Here is a 20,046-nt window from a genome sequence, read left to right as displayed (position 1 = left end):
TAATCATCACATCAATGTTTGCTGTGGCAACATTACTGGCAGGTGTAAAGCATGCCAAAGCACAAAGCAACCGCTCGGATTGGAATGTACCACCGCCAATACCGCCCGTACCGCCTATAAAAATGCCGCCGCCGATACCAACGCCGCCGCCAATACCAACGCCGCCGCCAATACCAACGCCGCCGCCGATACCAACGCCGCCGCCGATACCAACGCCGCCACCGATAACACCGCCGCCGCCGATACCGACGCCGCCACCAATACCAACGCCGCCACCGATACCGACGCCGCCGCCAATACCGACGCCACCACCAATACCGCCGCCGCCGCCGATACCAACGGTGCCGCCGATACCAACGCCGCCGCCGATACCAACACCGCCGCCGATACCAACGCCGCCGCCGATACCTGGCTTAAAACCATTGCATTAATAAAAAATGGTTGTTTGTTCATGGTTCATGGTTGATAGTTCATAGCCCTTAGGAGATCTGATAGAAAACATTTGCGATAAATTTTTTCGCCACGGGCTATAAGCTACGAACAAAACCATGAACCATGATCTATGAACCATGAACAAAATAAAACTACGGCCCAATCATAAAAAAGATAAAATGAGAACACATATAAAAAAACTAAAAGTCATTTTAACGCTGTTGCTTGTAGTGGTTGCGGGGATGTGCTTTGCCCAAACGCCACCACTGAAGCTTGAGCTGAAAAAGATGACAGAATTACCGGAAAGCGCTCTTTTAAATACTATACCGGTTACACCTTTTACAACGCCTGCGGTTGTTGGGGACGAGCACCGCCTGCTGGCATTTAAAAAAGGCGATGGGTATCAAAAAACAACACTGGTAAACTCAAACACTATTTTGGCGCGGTATGATCAAAAATTTACTATCAGCAGCAACTCATCGGTAACAAAAAACTATAACGTTACCGATGCTAAAAAATCGGGTTTCCAGGTTGCGGTTACTACCAAGCGCATTGCCGATACTATATTTGCCATGGGCAAATCGATGGCGTATAATTCCGATCAGCCATCAGATACAAGTTCATATATCCAAAAACGGTTTACAGCAATGGTTGGGCAAACGGCAAACGTTACCCTTGGCATCCGCGATACTATTTTCGATATTAAAGGTGGCAGTAGCCAGGCCGTTAACGATACGCTGTTTGCATTTACAGGTTTACAAAACGATCAGCTGGTTAAAGGCGGCTCCATAGGGCTCACTGTAGATTACGCAGCACTTCAAGCCATGAAGAAGGGCTATACCTGGGTAGATACTACCACCAGTGCCGGTACCAATGTGAAAAATACATTCTGGATTGAATCAAAAACGAATAAAACCACAACTGTAGCTTTTGAAAGCGCCCTGCGTCGGCAATATTCAAATAGCAATACCAATGGTGTTTATGTAATTGATAATGCCACGGGGGTTGTTTTAATACGCCAGATGCGAAGTGTTACCACCGGTTACCAAATATTAAACAATGTAGTATACACAGCGTCCCGAAGCACAGCCTCTATCGAAAGTTGTTATAAAATACAATAAGCCCCCTCCCCCTGAAGGGGGAGCTTTTGATTTGCAGGGTGTATTTTCAGGGGAAGCATAATAACAAAACAGTCCGGCTATCAATAGTGATGGCCGGGCTGTTTTATTAGCGATTGAGGCAATGGAAAAGGTATCTGGTATTAAATGCGGCTGCCTTTTTATCGTTGGTGCAGGTACTTTTTAAACTTATAAAAACTTGTATTTTTTGTAATTTGTTGATGCCTTGTTGCAGGTTATTTGCAATTAATTCCATAAAAATTGCAATTTTTTATCGCATTTTAGCATTAAAATCAATTTTAAAAAGTTTTTTGGGGTAATTAATGTAAAATTTTCTTCCGCTCCTTACTTGCCGGGTTTAAATAACCATTGTCGGCCAGCCAGTCGGCCAAACGTTGCGGCCAGGTGCTGATGGTTTGTAATTTCGATCGTTTGCCCATGTTAAAACCATGGGCCCCCTGGGCATACAAATGCACCTCGATGGGTACCTTGGCCTCGCGGTATTTTTGCATCAAACTTACCACCGGCACCGCACAGCATGGGTCGTCATTGGCAGCCAATAAAAAGGCTGGCGGAGCATTGGCCGGTACCACATCCGGTATGTATAAAGGGCCGGGATAAATCTGTATGATAAACTTAGGAGTAGCACTCTGTCTGTCAACAGGATCGGAGGCCTTAGCGTCGCCTTTGCCATCGCCAAAGGCAACCATATCAACAACCTCGCCGCCTGCCGAGAATCCCATTAGGCCTATCCTGTTGGTATCCAGGCCGTATTCGGCCGCCTTGCTGCGTACCAGGCGCATAGCCCGGTACCCATCCTGTTTGGCGTGCACATCAATTTTATAAGGCGATAGGGTATCGCGACCTAAACGGTATTTCAGCACAAATACAGTAACACCCAGGTCATTCAGATATTTAGCTGGTTCAATACCCTCGGCGGTATAAACTAACAAACGGTGGCCGCCGCCAGGGCATATCACCACGGCCGCGCCATTGGCCTTACCTGTGGGGGGAGTAAAAACGGTAAGCGATGGATTGTGGATGTTTTTTACCCAGTAATCCTTAGCCTGTTCGGGCTCATTTCGCCTGTTTTCGAAGCCGGGTGCGCCATTTGGCCAAAGTGGTATAACGGTGGGTTTGTCTTGCGCAAACGCCGCAAATGAGATAATAAAAAGCGCCAGCATTAAGTAAATACCGGCTGTTCTGCTCTTGTTCATAGTCAATAGTTAAGGGTTCATAGTCGGAAAGTCATATTTCCAATTAAGCGTCTGTTCAATAAACTTTTATCTAAAATAATGGTTATTATTGATAACGATAGCTAATAACTATTAACCATTAGCAATCCACTAAATAGCAAAAAAATTATGGCAAATTTCCAGGATATAATAGCTTCAGAAATTCCGGTACTGGTTGATTTTTCGGCCGAGTGGTGCGGCCCCTGTAAAATGATGCCGCCTATACTAAAGGATGTAAAACACGCCCTTGGCGATAAAGTAAAAATCATCAAGATTGATATCGACAAAAACCCACAAGCGGCAAGCGCATACCGTGTACAAAGTGTGCCAACGTTAATGATATTCCAAAAAGGACAAACCAAATGGCGCCAGGCCGGTGTTGTGCAGGCAAGGGAACTGCAGCGTACGGTGGAGATGTTTATATAAGCCTCACCCCGGCCCTCTCCAAGGGAGAGGGGGTAAACAACGATCTATTAAATAATTACATAACCAACGCGCCAATCAAAAGTCCTGTCTTTTGGAGAGGATTTAGGTGAGGCCAACCAAATCAAACATGGCAACTATCGAAAGTATCCAGAACGCATATATTGATTATGTGCTAACCGAAGGCTCGGAGCCTAAGTCGGTATATATATTCGCTAAGCGAAATGAAATGAGCGAGGCTGAGTTTTACCAGTTCTTTGGCTCGTTTGAAGCCGTGGAGCAGGCTATTTGGGCAGGTTTTACAAATAAAACTATCGCCGAAATAAAGAGCCAGGAAGTTTGGGCGCAATATTCTGCCCGCGAAAAGGCTTTATCTTACTTTTACGGTTTTTTTGAGTTGCTTAAGGGTAGCCGAAGCTTTGCTATTTATTCCATCAAAAAACAGCCAAGAGGTTTTACTACGCCACGTGTGTTTGAACCGATGAAAACGGCATTCGAAAGTTTTGCCGAAGATATACTGAAGGAAGGGATAGAAACCACAGAACTTACCGACCGTAAATTTTTTAGCAAACGTTATAAAGATGCGCTTTGGGTGCAATTTGTATTCGTACTCAACTTTTGGGTAAATGATAACTCTACGGGATTTGAGAAAACGGATGAGGCTATTGAAAAAGGCGTCAATGTAACGTTCGACCTTTTTCAACGCTCGCCCATCGACAATTTGTTTGAGTACGGAAAATTCCTGGTGAAAAACGGCGGGATATAAAGAAGTATGGACTTTTAAAATTATTATGACAGATAGCGAAACAGATTTTCCATCAGCTTTTGGAGAATATTCACAGGGAGCTTCGCCCGAACAAAATAGCATACCAACAACCAAAGTAGAACGCAGCGCCAAATTTGTAAAAACAGGGTTTAAGATAGGCGGCAATTATATTAAGCATTACTCAAAAAAGCTGTTCAACCCGGATATGGATAAATCTGAGCTGAACGAGGATAATGCAGCTGATATTTACCAATCATTGAGCGAGCTTAAAGGCAGCGCCCTTAAAGTAGCACAGATGCTGAGCATGGATAAAAACCTGCTGCCGCAGGCCTATGTAGATAAGTTCACACAATCGCAATACAATGCGCCGCCACTTTCGGGCCCGCTGATTGTGCAAACGTTCAGGAAATATTTCGGTAAAAATCCTGATCAGATCTACGATAAATTCAACATCCGGTCGAACAATGCCGCATCAATTGGGCAGGTACACCAGGCCGAACTGAACGGGAAAAAGCTGGCCGTAAAAATTCAGTATCCCGGTGTGGGCGAATCTATTTCGTCCGATCTGAAACTTATCAAGCCATTTGCCTTCAGGATGCTGGGTATGAGCGAAAAGGAATTGAATGTTTACATGAGCGAAGTTGAAGAGCGTCTGCTGGAAGAAACCGACTACGAACTGGAGGTACGCCGCTCTATTGAATTCTCTACCGCTTGTGCCAATTTGGATAATGTAGTATTCCCTACTTATTACCCGGAGTTGAGCAGCAAGCGCATTATTACTATGGATTGGCTGGAAGGTAAACACCTTAAAGAGTTTTTGGCCACCAACCCATCACAGGAATTGCGGAACCAGGTAGGACAGGCCCTTTGGGATTTTTACAATTTTCAGCAACACGAGATGCGCGCTGTACATGCCGACCCGCATCCTGGTAACTTCCTGATAACACCCGAAGGCAAATTGGGATGTATTGATTTTGGTTGTATTAAAGAGATGCCCGAGGATTTTTACTATCCTTTCTTCTCGCTTACTTCAACCAATCTGTTGGATAATAAGGAAGAAACTATTAAAGCCTTTCGTTTGCTGGATATGATCCGTAAGGATGATACCCCAACGCAGGTTGAGTTTTTTTATGGGCAGTTTAAAGAAATGATAAGCCTGTTTGCTATGCCTTATATTGATGATCACTTCGATTTTAGCCAATCAGAGTTCTTCGACAAGCTTTTTGCCTTTGGCGAGCGCCTTTCAAAAATGCCCGAGTTTAAACAGGCGCGGGGCGTCAAACACTTTATATATGTAAACCGCACCAACTTTGGGTTATACAATATATTACACGAGTTGAAAGCCGAAGTGAAAACGGATACTTATAAACCGCATGTGGTACTGGAGTACTAAGTATAATCCAGAGATGGCAGATTTGGAACATGCTGATTTTTACTTACATTTGGATATATCAGCCTGTACCTTATGAAATTGAGTTATTTGTTAATAATTGCAATGTTTGCCTTACTTTCTTGCAAACCTAAACCAACACTTGTAGTAACACGTGATAACTTAAAGCCCGTTCGCGTTTTGCCGGCCAGTTATAAAGCAACTACGGGCATCAAAGCATCTTCAGCTGATACCTCCGAAATGAATGCACATCTCAATGCTTTTGCCAACTATTATGTATTAGTTGCCGACACAGGGAAGGATTATGATGAGTTGAAGGCAAAAATGCTTGCGCTACATGAATCGTCAAACCTGGCCATTGATACCATGGGCCGTTATTACGATAAAACCAAGGGTTTGATTGATTTGCCGGACGATGACGATGATGAAATGGATACAGGGGAATATTTCCCCCGCAGATACCCTTCTGAAAGTTTAAGCCTGGAATACCTTGATGAGTACCGCCCCGCTTCCAAGTCTAAAATGATTGCTTTAATAGTCGGTATATACGAAACTAAAACCAGTGCCGATAGTGCCTTAAATGCTATTAAACCCGGTAAAAATGCTTTTGTGCAGAAAGCCCGAATTTATGTGGGATGCATGTATTAACTATATTGGAAAGGTCGATGCCATTATAATCTCGATGCCACTGCCTTAAATCTTATCCTGTTTCAATTTTTCCTGCTGATACATAACGTCTTAGTGGTTTATATTAAATAAACATTAAAAACAGTTTGCATAAGTGTTAAAAGCGCGTACCTTTGCAGCCCGCAAATAAGGAAGCGGGATTGTTCTTAGAAAGGTTGCTGAAGGAGTTTTTGAAGCAGGAATAGGTAGAGGGTTTAGAAAAAAGGAAACTAAAAAAAACTTCAGATAAAATTTCGGAAAGCAAAAAAGTTTACTACTTTTGCACCCCGCCACCGAGGGAGAAAAGAGAGGGGTAGGCGGCCAAAACGGAAGAGATTCTTTGAAGATCGAGAGATAAAAAAAAAGAAAAAATAAGTTTTGGAAAAGTAAAAAGGTTTTCTACCTTTGCAGACCCAAACGGAGGGTTGCTTTAAGGAGCAAAAGAAGTTAAAAAGCCGGAGCGATTCCGGTAATAGAAATGACAAATCAGACAAGGCAACTTGTAAAGATTATATAGCGGATTCGGATGATGAAGCGGGAAAGTTCTTTTAAGAAATAGAAAATCATGTAGAGTAACAACTCAAACAAAAAGAAGCTGCAAGGCGGAAAAGAGTAAGAGGAGTTATGATAACAACAAGTTGGATACTGTATAAAGATATAATAATTATACAGATTCTATTATTAATAATAGGGTCAGTGAACAAACGAGACATTTTACAATGGAGAGTTTGATCCTGGCTCAGGATGAACGCTAGCGGCAGGCCTAATACATGCAAGTCGGACGGGATAGAAGAGCTTGCTTTTCTTGAGAGTGGCGCACGGGTGCGTAACACGTATGTAACCTACCTTGTTCAGGGGGATAGCCTCTCGAAAGAGAGATTAAGACCGCATAACATTATGATATGGCATCGTATTATAATCAAATATTTATAGGAACAAGATGGGCATGCGGAACATTAGCTAGTTGGTAAGGTAACGGCTTACCAAGGCTACGATGTTTAGGGGATCTGAGAGGATGACCCCCCACACTGGTACTGAGACACGGACCAGACTCCTACGGGAGGCAGCAGTAAGGAATATTGGTCAATGGGCGGAAGCCTGAACCAGCCATGCCGCGTGCAGGAAGACGGCCCTACGGGTTGTAAACTGCTTTTGTACGGGAATAAACCTTTGGTCGTGACCAAAGCTGAATGTACTGTAAGAATAAGGATCGGCTAACTCCGTGCCAGCAGCCGCGGTAATACGGAGGATCCAAGCGTTATCCGGATTTATTGGGTTTAAAGGGTGCGTAGGTGGCTTATTAAGTCAGGGGTGAAAGACGGTAGCTTAACTATCGCAGTGCCTTTGATACTGATGAGCTTGAATGAACTAGAGGTAGGCGGAATGTGACAAGTAGCGGTGAAATGCATAGATATGTCACAGAACACCAATTGCGAAGGCAGCTTACTATGGTTAGATTGACACTGAGGCACGAAAGCGTGGGGATCAAACAGGATTAGATACCCTGGTAGTCCACGCCCTAAACGATGAATACTCGATGTTGGCGATATACGGTCAGCGTCTAAGCGAAAGCGTTAAGTATTCCACCTGGGGAGTACGCCCGCAAGGGTGAAACTCAAAGGAATTGACGGGGGCCCGCACAAGCGGAGGAGCATGTGGTTTAATTCGATGATACGCGAGGAACCTTACCCGGGCTTGAAAGTTAGTGAATTGAGCAGAGACGCTCAAGTCCTTCGGGACACGAAACTAGGTGCTGCATGGCTGTCGTCAGCTCGTGCCGTGAGGTGTTGGGTTAAGTCCCGCAACGAGCGCAACCCCTATGTTTAGTTGCCAGCACGTTAAGGTGGGGACTCTAAACAGACTGCCTATGCAAATAGAGAGGAAGGAGGGGACGACGTCAAGTCATCATGGCCCTTACGTCCGGGGCTACACACGTGCTACAATGGGCAGTACAGAGGGCAGCTACCTGGCAACAGGATGCCAATCTCCAAAAGCTGTTCACAGTTCGGATCGGGGTCTGCAACTCGACCCCGTGAAGTTGGATTCGCTAGTAATCGCGTATCAGCAATGACGCGGTGAATACGTTCCCGGGCCTTGTACACACCGCCCGTCAAGCCATGGAAGCTGGAAGTGCCTGAAGTGCGTAACCGCAAGGAGCGTCCTAGGGTAAAGTCGGTAACTGGGGCTAAGTCGTAACAAGGTAGCCGTACCGGAAGGTGTGGCTGGAATACCTCCTTTCTGGAGCAGTATCGATACATCAGTTATTGTAACAAGTTACCTACATGATTATTTCTTAAAATTGGTTGATTGGTTTATTGAGTTAGATTAAGTTGAATAGGTTATATGCTATATATAATACAAAACAACAAATCAGTAATTCACTAATTCAGTCATTCAATAATTAAACACAAAAAGGAAACCCAAAAGATGAAGCCATCTATGTGGAGCGAAGCCGAAAGGTGAGCTGGGACACAGTTGGCAGTTCACAGTGGGCAGTAAAGAGCAGTTAGCAGTTGGCAACAAGAGCTAACTACAAAGCAGTACAAGCTGCAAACTGCAAACTAAAGACTGCAAACTGAAATATAGTCCTGTAGCTCAGCTTGGTTAGAGCACTACACTGATAATGTAGGGGTCAGCAGTTCAAATCTGCTCGGGACTACAAGCGCAGCGAAGCTGCGAGTGGGTAGTAAACAGTTCACAGTAGGCAGTAAAAAAAGGCTGCAAACTGCAAACTCAAAACTGCAAACTCATCTTAAGGGGGATTAGCTCAGCTGGCTAGAGCACCTGCCTTGCACGCAGGGGGTCAACGGTTCGAATCCGTTATTCTCCACCAGTAGATGTGCAAATGTTAGATATGCAGATATGCAAATGAGAAATCATCTGCACATTTGAAATCTGAAATCGGCACATCCGCGAACGTTCTTTGACATATTGGAAGAAGTAATAAAAAAGAGAAGACAACAGTATAGAGGACTGTTGCAGGCTTTTGAATATTGCGGAAAAGTAAAAAAGGAGAAAGGCTTCGGTCTTGCTACTTGATACTAAGTACTTGATACTAAAAACGGCAACAAGAATCAAAAAGCATACTATACGAGCAAAAGGCGTATAAGTAGAAGAAAGTAAGAAAGGGTACACGGGGGATGCCTTGGCTCTCAGAGGCGATGAAAGACGTGATAAGCTGCGATAAGCTACGGGGATTTGCAAATAAGATTTGATCCGTAGATTTCTGAATGGGGAAACCTAATTAGTTGAAGACTAATTGCATAAATGCGCAAACCTGCTGAACTGAAACATCTAAGTAAGCAGAGGAAGAGAAAATAATAATGATTTCCTGAGTAGTGGCGAGCGAAAGGGAAGAAGCCCAAACCAATTATGTTACGGCATAATTGGGGTTGTAGGACCACAATATGAAAATCAAACAAAACCGGAACGGGGTGGGAAACCCGGCCATAGAGCATGACAGCTGCGTACGGGTAATGAATGATAGGATAGTGGTATCCTGAGTACCGCGAGGTCGGAGACGCCTTGTGGGAATCTGCCGGCACCATCCGGTAAGGCTAAATACTCCTGAGAGACCGATAGTGAACCAGTACCGTGAGGGAAAGGTGAAAAGAACCCCGAACAGGGGAGTGAAATAGAACCTGAAACCGTGTACTTACAAGCGGTCGGAGCAGAGCAATCTGTGACGGCGTGCCTTTTGCATAATGAGCCTACGAGTTACTCTTTCCTGGCAAGGTTAAGTGTTTAAGACACGGATCCGAAGCGAAAGCGAGTCTGAATAGGGCGTATAGTCAGGGGAGGTAGACGCGAAACCTTGTGATCTACCCATGGACAGGTTGAAGGTGCCGTAACAGGTACTGGAGGACCGAACCGATAAACGTTGAAAAGTTTCCGGATGATTTGTGGGTAGGGGTGAAAGGCTAATCAAACTGGGAAATAGCTCGTACTCCCCGAAATGTTTTTAGGAACAGCCTGGCGGTTGAGTTAATAAGAGGTAGAGCTACTAATTGGGTGCGGGGGAGTCAAATCCTACCAAATCCAGATAAACTCCGAATGCTTATTAATATACGCTGGAGTGAGGCTCTGGGTGCTAAGGTCCAGGGCCGAGAGGGAAAGAACCCAGACCATCAGCTAAGGTCCCCAAATTACTGCTAAGTTGAACTAACGAGGTCCGATTGCACAGACAGCTAGGATGTTGGCTTGGAAGCAGCCATTCATTTAAAGAGTGCGTAACAGCTCACTAGTCGAGCGATCGGGCATGGATAATAAACGGGCATCAAGCAGTATACCGAAGCTATGGATTTGCAGCAATGCATCTGGTAGGGGAGCATTCTATTATCCGGCGAAGCAGGAGGGACAACCGACTGTGGAGGGAATAGAAAAGCAAATGTAGGCATAAGTAACGATAAGGCGGGAGAGAAACCCGCCCACCGAAAGACTAAGGTTTCCTGATCAACGCTAATCGGATCAGGGTTAGTCGGGGCCTAAGGTGAAGCCGAAGGGCGTAGCCGATGGACAACTGGTTAATATTCCAGTACTTTTTATAACTGCGATGCGGTGACGGAGTAGTGACACTGACGCGAACTGACGGAATAGTTCGTTAAAGGCCGTAGGTATATGGACTGTAGTTAAGTACGCAGACCATGCTGAAAGCTGATAGTATACCAAATCTTCGGAGGCGGTAATAGTTCAGGTAATCAGACTTCCAAGAAAACCCGCTAAGCTTCAGGTTATAAAAACCCGTACCGTAAACCGACACAGGTAGTCGAGGAGAGAATCCTAAGGTGCTCGAGTGAATCATGGCTAAGGAACTCGGCAAAATGGCCCTGTAACTTCGGGAGAAGGGGCGCTTTCAGCAATGGAAGCCGCAGTGAAAAGGCCCAGGCGACTGTTTAACAAAAACACATGGCTATGCAAAATCGAAAGATGACGTATATGGCCTGACACCTGCCCGGTGCCGGAAGGTTAAGAGGGGATGTTAGTCGCAAGGCGAAGCATTGAATCGAAGCCCCGGTAAACGGCGGCCGTAACTATAACGGTCCTAAGGTAGCGAAATTCCTTGTCGGGTAAGTTCCGACCTGCACGAATGGTGTAACGATCTGGGCGCTGTCTCAGCCATGAGCTCGGTGAAATTGTGGTATCGGTGAAGACGCCGGTTACCCGCAACGGGACGGAAAGACCCCATGCACCTTCACTACAACTTAACATTGATATCGGATACAGGATGTGTAGGATAGGTGGGAGACTGTGATCCAGCTTCGCTAGGAGTTGGTTAGTCAACGTTGAAATACCACCCTTTCTGTATTTGGTGTCTAACTCTGCACAGCGGAGGACATTGTTTGGCGGGTAGTTTGACTGGGGTGGTCGCCTCCAAAAAGGTAACGGAGGCTTTCAAAGGTAAGCTCAGTACGCTTGGTAACCGTACGTGGAGTGCAATAGCATAAGCTTGCTTGACTGTGAGGCAGACAAGCCGAGCAGGGTCGAAAGACGGATATAGTGATCCGGTGGTTCTGCATGGAAGGGCCATCGCTCAAAGGATAAAAGGTACGCTGGGGATAACAGGCTGATCTCCCCCAAGAGCTCATATCGACGGGGAGGTTTGGCACCTCGATGTCGGCTCGTCACATCCTGGGGCTGGAGAAGGTCCCAAGGGTTGAGCTGTTCGCTCATTAAAGTGGCACGCGAGCTGGGTTCAGAACGTCGCGAGACAGTTCGGTCCCTATCTGTTGTGGGCGTTGGAAGTTTGAGTGGGGCTGACCTTAGTACGAGAGGACCGGGTTGGACTAACCTCTGGTGAATCTGTTATGGCGCCAGCTGTATTGCAGAGTAGCTACGTTGGGAATAGATAAGCGCTGAAAGCATCTAAGTGCGAAACTAGCCACAAGATGAGACTTCCATTGAGGGTCGTAGCAGACTACTACGTTGATAGGTCATAGGTATAAAGGTGGTGACATCATAGCCGAGTGATACTAATTGCCCGAAGCTTTCTCATAGCAGGTAATAATAGTGGTTGATAGCAAATGGATCATAGTTCATAGTAATATGTGCGATGAACCATGAACTATCAACCATGAACACACTAATATTGTTGTTTTCTCTGATTAATTACTTCTTTCAATAATATGTCATTGTTAAGGCAGAAAGGCCAAAGGATAAAGGCAAAAGGTATTAAAAACCTTTCACCCTTCACCTTTAAGCTTTCACCTCAACATTAAAAATATTCAGGTGCCTATATCGGCGGTGTCTACCTCTTCCCATTCCGAACAGAGAAGTCAAGCCCGCCAGAGCCGATGGTACTGCGGTAAAACGTGGGAGAGTAGGTCGGTGCCAAATCTTAAATCAAGCCCTTGCTGGAAACAGTCAAGGGCTTTTTTGTGTTCAGGAAGTTTGGTCATTGGTCATTTCGCTGCGCTGTCATTAGTCATTGGTGTTCGGTTGGATACCATACCGTTCGGGTGTTCGGGGGCGAACACTTATATTGTTTGCAATCAGTGGGTTAAGTGTTCGGGCAATCCAAAAACATGAACTTTACAGGCTGATCAACGCCTCCGTTCGCAGGCATAACCATGTTATAATCCATCAATCTTCGAAATAGCACAGCGGAATAGGGTATCCCTGCCGGCACCTTGTCAGCTCCTTATCTGCCACCATGAGGCCACTATCGGTCACCCTTGATGCTGCCAATATGCACCCTTCGGGTACCGGGGTTTGGGTGTGGGCTGTTTTTGGCGGGGGCTGGGTAGGAAAATCCATCAGGTTGTATTGGATAAATCCTGTTGACAGAATTGTGGCGGGGTAAGTACCAAGTCGCGACAGAGCATTTGAAGATATAGAACCGAACCAGGCGTCACGAATCACTCCCCGCCTCCGCTGTTTCGCCCCCTTGTTTTTCAGGCTCGCCGTTATTTAGGTGTGCGGGTATCTGTTTTCATGGCAACTTTACATCAAGAAATTTAAAGCACCATGAAAAAGATCATTTTATTTATAGCCATCAGCGCCGGGGTGGCCTTGACAGCCGAAGCGCAAACCAGGGTAGTAGTACGTACGCCTGCTCGCAGGGTAGTAGTTGCGGCCAGGCCACGGGTTGTAGTTGTGCCGGCCAGGCCGGTTGTAGTAGTGCGGCCCGCTGTGCCGGTTGTGGCACGCAGGGTTGTTGTACGCAGGCGGGTGTTGTAACCCGCCTGCACTGATATAAAATATACAAAGACAGGATGAAGGTACTTTGTTAAATAAAACTTAAACTAAATTGATTTAGCACTTAGGGCACTTAGTTTACTAAGCTGTTAAAGTATTCGGCATGGCGTTTGGTAAATGGCATTATTGCTGCCTGGGTTTTCGGGGCCTTATACGCCAGCGGCTTCGCTTTTTACGTAGCAGGTAATAAACTATTACGGCTATTGCCATTATTGCAAGCGCAATAATAAGCGTTATAACGAGACTGTATGCCTTGCCGAGGCGAGTTTGGAGCCGCGTTTGAAGCTGGAGGTATATACTTTTTTTTTGACGATGATGGAGTCTTGTTTTTTGATTTGAACAGAATCTTTTTTGTTGACCATTGCCAGTTTGGCTTCCTCAGCTTTTTGGATGCTGTCGTCTAAAAATTCATGTCGTTTTATGGCAACGGCTGCTTTGTCGTAATTCTTCATGTGCCGGTATAAATCGGCATAACCCACCTGTACTGCCGATTCATTCCTGGGATCTTTATTTTTTACCGCAATTTTTAAGGCTTCGTTTAAATCGCCCATGGCAAGGGTATAATCCTTGATGTCGCTTTTTATGGCCGATAGCTCAATTAGCGATGCAATGATGTTGGGAACATCATGTTTTAAACGGGATATAGTGTTTGATTGCAGTATAAACCATTTAGCCTGGCTATAAATATGCTGAGACCGGTATATTTTTGAAAGGGTATTGTAGCAGGTACGCATACCCAAAGAATCGTTCATGCCTGAATACACATGCAAAGCAAGCATCGAATAATTTAACGCTTCGTTTTTGTAATAATGTCTTAAATTTCTGTTGCTAACCGTGTCATAGTGCATGTACTCTTGGGCAATTGCTATATAGATAGGGCCCTTTAATGAATCGCTTGTGAGCTGTAATTTTTGCTTAAGGCTATCCAGGTCACCAGCATAGGCTGATAATTTGGATACGGCTAAGAACGTAAAGATGAGGCAAGTAAGCAATTTTTTCATATAGGGGTTACCGAATATAGCAATATATTTTAATATTACTTAGTCAAATAATGTGCCTGATTAGCCCTAACTGCCTGCTACCCAAATAAAATAACTGTGAAATATTAATTGCTGCGCAGTAATGGCACTTTTTGTATTAAACGCGGGCAAGTTTTTTTTTAAACAGCGCCCCGTTTTTTTTGCACATTTCATTTGGTACACAAAACAGGACAGCATTTACGCCCGGTATAAGTAATTATGTACTAAACAATAGTCTGTTCGTAACGGGTGATGAAGTGCTGTAGCGCCTTTGATCGCGCCAGCAAAAAATTGAAAAGAAAGATGCCGATAGCGGCGCAGGTTATACCTGCCAGTACATCAAGCACATAGTGGTGGCTGGCATATACGGCGGTAAACCATATGCCCAGCATTACTACAGCAAAAAACAAATTTGCTTTGCCCAGGCGGTTTTTAATGCCATAGTATAAAACAATAACAGGGTACGATGAATGTAATGATGGCATAGCTGCAAATACATTTGAGCCTTTGGCATAAATAGACTTGAAAACACCGGCATGAAAAAATGCATCAAACTTGGCCAGCCCGGCGGTGTTGCCCTGGGTTAAGGGATGAAATTGCAGGCCATGATATTGCACATACCAGGGCGGGGCTGCAGGGAAGGCGTAATAAACTACAAAGCCTATTAAATTAACCAGTACAAAGGTGAGCGAAAATTTAAGGAACTGCTTTTTGTTTTTAAAAAACAAAAAGGTTGCAAAGGCAAGCGGTACAGGTATCCAGCACAGGTAAAAAATACCGGCCATAACATCAATAACTGTATTGCCGTTTGCACGCCAGTATTCATTTGGTGTAAGCAGGTTGCCTTTGTAATGGATGCCGAACAGGCGTTTTTCGAAATTATAAATATCGGCTATGTGTACGGTATTGAAATTATAGTTGGGGAAGGCCTTCATATAGTCAAATATGATCCAGTATACAACGAAGATGCTGAAGCCAAGGATAAATTTGCGTGTAACCGCCGACGCATAAAAAAGAGAGTTAAATATCAGTACAAGCGTTAACTCATCGCTTTTGTAACCGATTAAAAAGTAGGAGAGTACTAAATACCCTATTGAAATAAGCGTAACAATAATTACCGATTTGGTATTAATTGTTACACCATGATGCGCGGCAGTATTCACCTTATTTTTTTAAGAATCCGGAACGGAATATTTTATCCCACAGCGGCGAACTAACCCCGTAACCCCTATCGGGATCCTGGTAGTGGTGCAGCATGTGGTGTTGTTTTATTTTTTTAAACAGGCCGCTTTTAAAGTTAAAATGATGCATAGCATAGTGCGATATATCATAAAAAAGGTAACCTAATATAAAGCCAGGGAAAAAGCCAAAAACATTATCGGCGGGCAATATCCATTTAAACAAAAAATAAAAACCGGTGGCCAGCGGAATGCTCAATGATGGCGGCAATACCAAACGTTTGGCATCACTCGGATAATCATGATGTACACCATGCATAATAAAATGCAGCCTTTTTGCCCATTCCCAGTTTTCGTTGGGTTTAAGGTGAAAAACAAAGCGGTGCATAATATACTCGGTAATTGTCCAGACGAACAAGCCCAGGATAAACAGTTCGGTGTATTTTATAAAACCAATACCCGCGTTAAAGGCCAGGTAGGTTGAGTAAATGATAACCGGTACAAAAATATACAAGGGTACGGTATAATGCACCTTTGATAAACCCTCTAAAAAGTTGCTTTTAAACATCCTCACAGACTCCTGCGAGTTAGATACATAATTCTTTTTTGCCATAATATATCAGGTTTAAAATTTTTTAACGATTTCTTCGCCTGTTATTTTGATGTTTTGTTTGATATAATTTATTGTCAGCTGCAGTAATACAGCCTTTGCACGAAGGTACGATATTTTGGCCGGGGTCTCAAGTTGTTAACTCAAAGTCTTCAGCCGGTAGCCATAAGTTAAATTTTCTATGACAATGCCTAATCAAACTTAGGACTAAGAAGCTGCGATTTATATAGAAACATGTTGGCTTTAAGCTTTGAGCATTCTGCTTTCAGCTTCTATAATACTTACGATCCCTCTTCCTCTTGTTTTATCAAGGCTTTTTTTGCTTCCCTTAACCGGTTAAACGCCGTAATATTGGTTAGCACAGCCAGCAATACCAATGGGAAGGTAAATATCGATATCGGTTCAAATACGTGAAATTTAACACCCGGTACAAATAATTTATAATTGCCGCCAATATACTGCGCAACTATACCGCTTATTAAGGCGCAAACACCAATGGTAACCACACGCTCCGGCCGTTGCATTAAACCACCTTTAACTTCAACACCCAAGCCTTCGGCACGGGCTCTTACATAGCTTACCATCATGGAGCCTATGAGGGCTATAAACGCAGCTATCGAGCTTATAAAATAGTGGTGCCCTACCAGGTAATAGCAAATACCAAGAAACATGATCAATTCGCTGTAACGGTCAAGAACCGAGTCGTACAGCGCGCCAAAGGTTGATTTCATGTTACCTAAGCGGGCTACCTGGCCATCAAGCATATCAAACAGGCCCGCAAACAGGATTAAGCCCCCTGCCCAGCCAACATAGCGTAAATCGCCGCGGTTGCCTTCTTCGGCACCTAAAATAAAAATGGCCGCAACACCCACGTTAAGCACAAACCCGATTGATGTAACCGCGTTTGGTGTTAACCCAATCTTGATCAGAATTTTTACAACGGGATCAATCACCCGGTAAATCCCTAATTGCAGGTTTGTTCTAAGCGATATTTTTTGTTCCATTTTTGTAATAGTTTGATGTACAAAATTAAAAATCAAATTTAATTCTGGTGCGTATACCCCAATTTGCTACGTTCGGATGATTAAGGTAGTTAAACCTTTCCACAAAATCAACACGAATTAGCTTAAATATGTTTTCGATACCAACGCTTCCCTCAACATAAGGAGTTCGTCCTAATGAATAAGTTAGCGGCACTCCATTGGCATCAACAGGCAGCTGGTACAATGATGGGTGTATCGAAGGATTATTACCATCGCTCAAACCGCCCCATAGCACCTTAAAGGAAGCTGTTTCGCGCCATTTTAACTTTTTAAATAGTGGCACCTTGTTAAAAAAGAAACCCATAAAATGCTGATCGATCCTTATACCTTCATAATGGTCATATACAAACTCCAAAAAGTTCATCAGGTTATATGAATCAATATCATAAGCATAAGTTTGATTGGCACGCGGAATTGATAATAGCGGATATGGAACAGTACCAAACACTTTACCACCATAAACGGCCACATCGGCATAACCCAACTGCGATTCGTAAACACGCTTATCAATACGTGCATCAATCTTTTGGTAGTTATATTCGCCGCCAAAAATGTTTTTTAAGCCGGCGGTAAATTGTACCTGGTAAATAGGATATTTGTTAGGGAGTGGGGTACGGTAAATTTTACCCTGGTAAAATTCTTCGTTGGGTGCATACCTTAATCCCGCGGTTAATTCGGTTGTAGTTAAATCATGAACAGGGTGGGTAAGGTCATTTCCCGGCCTGAAGTATAATGAGCCGGCCGGCTCCTGTTTCCAGTTGTTAAAACCAGCGCTATATGAAAAATGACTATCAAACTCATGTACATAATCAATTCTATAATTATCGTTGTACAGGTATTTATCATTTACACCACGCTTAAATGATAGCAGGAAGTTATCCTCCTGAACAAACTGAAGATTAGCCCCCGGTATTTTTGTATCGCGCTGAAAACTCGCCCTTAAATAATTTTGCGGGAATTTATAGATCGATTTATTATTAAGCGAATAGGTGGCGCTCAGGAAGTACTTCCATCGTTCGTCCTTAAAGCCATAAGCGGCATAGGTTTCAAAATAATAACGCCTGCTCAGGTTAGGGGTTGTACGGCCGCCAAACCTTAATTTAAAACCTTCAACCGGGTTAAAGCTGTAAAAAGTGTTGGCAGGGCCAATCTCAAACTTATCAAAGCCTTTATAGCCCGCAAGTAATATGGTTGCAATATCCACCGTACGTTTAAACGACGGCATATCTTTTAAACTATCAATGTTTTTATAAACTTTTGATTCGGCCGTAGTTAACGTATCCAGGCGATTTTTTTGCCAGAATGCATCGCTGCGGTTGCGGGCTTCGTCTGATGACTCTTCCGATTGTTTGGTGTAGGCAGTATCCGGCCTTGGCTTGTTTACTACGTAGTTACCATAAGTAATGGTACGCATGCCAAACAGGCTGCTTTTTGCATCCTTTTTTGATGCACCAAAGTCGGCAGTTGTAACGCTTTTGCTTAAATGGTACCTGTTGTCGGGATTTTGCTCAAAATCCAGGTCAACCTGTATTGATCTGATAAAGTTGATATTGATATGCTTGTTTACCAGTAGCGATGCTTTCTGAACCGCATAATTGCCATCCAGCGTTATATAAATGCTGCCCTCAAATAAAACATCGTTGGTATTGCGGGGCGTAAAGCTTAATTGTACCAGTTTTTGGCCTTTATTATCGGTAATGGTATCGGTAATAAAAAACTTGTAGTAGTTGGGCGAGTTATCTGATATCGGGCTTAAAAACTGGCTGGTTATCAGTAAAACATTATTATCGTATATATTAACCTTGGTATAAAGGTGCTTAAAATACTGTGCAAGGCCTGCATTATCCACAGCCGGGCCAAAATTCACATTTTTTTCGCCTATTACAATTTCCCTGTTTTTCTCGGGATTTTTACGGTAATAGTTTTGTACAAGCTTTTCATTAAGGAAAATAGGTAATATCGATTTGCCCGGGATAGACGTGCTGTCGCGGTTATCTAATATAAATTTATACTTCCTGAAAAATTTGCGGTCGGAGAACTGGGCCGAAACGTTGGCGGCACCAAACATCATTTTATCATATTCCCGGTACTCTACATAATCATAGGCTTCGGGGCGGTTTTTTTCTTTATTTTCAATAACCTTACGAATCAGCTCAACCGCCGGATTATCCTTATTACGGTATTTAGGCTTTTTACCGGCTTTAATAGTAACCTGGGCCAGTTGTTGCGCCGCAGGGAAAAGCTTTACATTAATAACCTGTTCTTTACCAGGCACCACGGCCAAAAACGCATCCTTGTATCCTAAAAAAGATATTTTTATTTGCTTGTAAGTTTGATTGGTTGTTGACAGGCGGTAATTTCCATTGTTATCTGTAGTAACCCCGGTTGTGGTTCCGGTAAAGCTAACTACTACATAAGGAAGGGTTTGTTTGTTGCCCGCATCAGTAACCCTACCTGTAATAATGGTGGTTTGAGCAAATATTGAGGTAACAGAAAAAAAGAATATTGAAAAGAATAGACTTTTGTAAATTTTTTTAAACTTCATGTACTTTATGCAATTATGCAAATACAAACCTTTTTTTGATTGATAATATAATCCCGCCCCGCTATAGCTAACCTTTTGGTTACCGATATTATTAAATATCAGTTTAAATTATCGTGCCGATCAATCATACGCCCTTATCCACTTTCGGCCTGTTTAGGCGATAAACCTATTTTAAATGGGTTTAATGCACCTTTTATAACTCCTATATCACGCTTGTAACTGCGCTCCAAAGGTAAAAAAAATCCCTACAGACTAATGTGGTCAAAAAGTCAAATATTACCCGTGGCAATTACAACAACGGTAATCATTGAAATAAATTACCCTGAAATTATACTAATAGCTAAATAACGATAATAATATATATCAGGGCATACTTATCAGTATTTGTACAAACGTAACCTGTATAATTACAGATTTTTAAAAAAAT

14 protein-coding genes, 2 tRNA genes and 3 rRNA genes are annotated in these 20,046 nt (G+C 43.6%); 13 read left to right on the top strand and 6 right to left on the bottom strand.

The annotated features are described in order from the left end of the window. The first annotated feature begins 79 nt into the window (after positions 1 to 79). The gene (locus PQ469_RS21800; protein ID WP_274209557.1) at positions 80 to 466 is read left to right on the top strand and encodes a hypothetical protein; all 387 of its coding nucleotides are present in this window, start codon (positions 80 to 82) and stop codon (positions 464 to 466) included. A gap of 145 nt (positions 467 to 611) precedes the next feature. Then, entirely contained in the window at positions 612 to 1,553 is a 942-nt protein-coding gene (locus tag PQ469_RS21795) for a hypothetical protein (protein WP_274209556.1), read from the top strand. A 317-nt stretch (positions 1,554 to 1,870) separates the two neighbouring features. Here PQ469_RS21795 and PQ469_RS21790 read toward each other — a convergent pair whose 3' ends face one another. Continuing rightward, positions 1,871 to 2,767, bottom strand: coding sequence for an alpha/beta hydrolase (locus tag PQ469_RS21790; protein WP_274209555.1), 897 nt, complete (start codon positions 2,765 to 2,767; stop codon positions 1,871 to 1,873). Between the two features lie 147 nt (positions 2,768 to 2,914). Here PQ469_RS21790 and trxA point away from each other — a divergent pair, with 147 nt between their 5' ends. From trxA to PQ469_RS21735, 11 genes are all read left to right on the top strand, one after another. After that, positions 2,915 to 3,211, top strand: coding sequence for a thioredoxin (gene trxA, locus PQ469_RS21785; protein WP_090652262.1), 297 nt, complete (start codon positions 2,915 to 2,917; stop codon positions 3,209 to 3,211). Between the two features lie 127 nt (positions 3,212 to 3,338). Further along, the gene (locus tag PQ469_RS21780) at positions 3,339 to 3,974 is read left to right on the top strand and encodes a TetR family transcriptional regulator C-terminal domain-containing protein (RefSeq protein WP_274209554.1); all 636 of its coding nucleotides are present in this window, start codon (positions 3,339 to 3,341) and stop codon (positions 3,972 to 3,974) included. A gap of 25 nt (positions 3,975 to 3,999) precedes the next feature. Next, positions 4,000 to 5,367, top strand: a complete 1,368-nt coding sequence (locus tag PQ469_RS21775) for an ABC1 kinase family protein (protein ID WP_274209553.1) — start codon at positions 4,000 to 4,002, stop codon at positions 5,365 to 5,367. 102 nt (positions 5,368 to 5,469) lie between these two features. Then, positions 5,470 to 6,012, top strand: a complete 543-nt coding sequence (locus PQ469_RS21770; protein WP_274209552.1) for a hypothetical protein — start codon at positions 5,470 to 5,472, stop codon at positions 6,010 to 6,012. Between the two features lie 734 nt (positions 6,013 to 6,746). Continuing rightward, a 16S ribosomal RNA gene (locus PQ469_RS21765) occupies positions 6,747 to 8,268 on the top strand. Between the two features lie 346 nt (positions 8,269 to 8,614). Continuing rightward, positions 8,615 to 8,689 (top strand) — tRNA-Ile (locus PQ469_RS21760). Between the two features lie 97 nt (positions 8,690 to 8,786). After that, positions 8,787 to 8,863, top strand: a tRNA-Ala gene (locus PQ469_RS21755). A gap of 280 nt (positions 8,864 to 9,143) precedes the next feature. Further along, a 23S ribosomal RNA gene (locus PQ469_RS21750) occupies positions 9,144 to 12,022 on the top strand. Positions 12,023 to 12,251: 229 nt separating this feature from the next. Next, positions 12,252 to 12,363: ribosomal RNA gene (gene rrf / locus PQ469_RS21745) — 5S ribosomal RNA — on the top strand. The 16S, 23S and 5S rRNA genes sit together here with 2 tRNA genes alongside, the layout of an rRNA operon. Positions 12,364 to 12,679: 316 nt before the next feature. Continuing rightward, complete coding sequence (locus tag PQ469_RS21740; protein WP_274209551.1) at positions 12,680 to 12,829, top strand: hypothetical protein; 150 nt, start codon at positions 12,680 to 12,682, stop codon at positions 12,827 to 12,829. A 164-nt stretch (positions 12,830 to 12,993) separates the two neighbouring features. Then, entirely contained in the window at positions 12,994 to 13,206 is a 213-nt protein-coding gene (locus PQ469_RS21735) for a hypothetical protein (protein WP_143065561.1), read from the top strand. Between the two features lie 251 nt (positions 13,207 to 13,457). Here PQ469_RS21735 and PQ469_RS21730 read toward each other — a convergent pair whose 3' ends face one another. The 5 genes from PQ469_RS21730 to PQ469_RS21710 form a co-directional block, all read right to left on the bottom strand. Then, complete coding sequence (locus PQ469_RS21730; protein WP_274209550.1) at positions 13,458 to 14,225, bottom strand: hypothetical protein; 768 nt, start codon at positions 14,223 to 14,225, stop codon at positions 13,458 to 13,460. A gap of 242 nt (positions 14,226 to 14,467) precedes the next feature. Beyond that, positions 14,468 to 15,406: a phosphatase PAP2 family protein gene (locus tag PQ469_RS21725; protein WP_274209549.1), complete on the bottom strand. Its 939-nt coding sequence runs from the start codon at positions 15,404 to 15,406 to the stop codon at positions 14,468 to 14,470. A 1-nt stretch (position 15,407) separates the two neighbouring features. Beyond that, positions 15,408 to 16,034: a sterol desaturase family protein gene (locus tag PQ469_RS21720; RefSeq protein ID WP_090653219.1), complete on the bottom strand. Its 627-nt coding sequence runs from the start codon at positions 16,032 to 16,034 to the stop codon at positions 15,408 to 15,410. 278 nt (positions 16,035 to 16,312) lie between these two features. Beyond that, positions 16,313 to 17,035 (bottom strand): CDP-alcohol phosphatidyltransferase family protein, encoded by a 723-nt coding sequence (locus PQ469_RS21715; protein ID WP_090653266.1) that lies wholly within the window; start codon positions 17,033 to 17,035, stop codon positions 16,313 to 16,315. Between the two features lie 25 nt (positions 17,036 to 17,060). Then, the gene (locus PQ469_RS21710; RefSeq protein WP_274209548.1) at positions 17,061 to 19,619 is read right to left on the bottom strand and encodes a DUF5686 family protein; all 2,559 of its coding nucleotides are present in this window, start codon (positions 19,617 to 19,619) and stop codon (positions 17,061 to 17,063) included. Positions 19,620 to 20,046: the final 427 nt, after the last annotated feature.

Origin of the sequence: Mucilaginibacter sp. KACC 22773, assembly GCF_028736215.1 — a bacterium.
Taxonomy (GTDB): Bacteria; Bacteroidota; Bacteroidia; order Sphingobacteriales; family Sphingobacteriaceae; genus Mucilaginibacter.
Note: the sequence above shows the minus strand (reverse complement) of the source record. Positions and strands in the feature narration are given on the sequence as shown.

Bases quoted from the DNA above. Each gene is read 5' to 3' on its own strand.
- PQ469_RS21780 (WP_274209554.1), top strand. From the start codon at position 3,339: ATGGCAACTATCGAAAGTATCCAGAACGCATATATTGATTATGTGCTA.
- PQ469_RS21710 (WP_274209548.1), bottom strand. From the start codon at position 19,619: ATGAAGTTTAAAAAAATTTACAAAAGTCTATTCTTTTCAATATTCTTT.
- PQ469_RS21740 (WP_274209551.1), top strand. From the start codon at position 12,680: ATGAGGCCACTATCGGTCACCCTTGATGCTGCCAATATGCACCCTTCG.
- trxA (WP_090652262.1), top strand. From the start codon at position 2,915: ATGGCAAATTTCCAGGATATAATAGCTTCAGAAATTCCGGTACTGGTT.
- PQ469_RS21735 (WP_143065561.1), top strand. From the start codon at position 12,994: ATGAAAAAGATCATTTTATTTATAGCCATCAGCGCCGGGGTGGCCTTG.
- PQ469_RS21790 (WP_274209555.1), bottom strand. From the start codon at position 2,767: ATGAACAAGAGCAGAACAGCCGGTATTTACTTAATGCTGGCGCTTTTT.
- PQ469_RS21715 (WP_090653266.1), bottom strand. From the start codon at position 17,035: ATGGAACAAAAAATATCGCTTAGAACAAACCTGCAATTAGGGATTTAC.
- PQ469_RS21795 (WP_274209556.1), top strand. From the start codon at position 612: ATGAGAACACATATAAAAAAACTAAAAGTCATTTTAACGCTGTTGCTT.
- PQ469_RS21770 (WP_274209552.1), top strand. From the start codon at position 5,470: ATGTTTGCCTTACTTTCTTGCAAACCTAAACCAACACTTGTAGTAACA.
- PQ469_RS21720 (WP_090653219.1), bottom strand. From the start codon at position 16,034: ATGGCAAAAAAGAATTATGTATCTAACTCGCAGGAGTCTGTGAGGATG.
- PQ469_RS21730 (WP_274209550.1), bottom strand. From the start codon at position 14,225: ATGAAAAAATTGCTTACTTGCCTCATCTTTACGTTCTTAGCCGTATCC.
- PQ469_RS21775 (WP_274209553.1), top strand. From the start codon at position 4,000: ATGACAGATAGCGAAACAGATTTTCCATCAGCTTTTGGAGAATATTCA.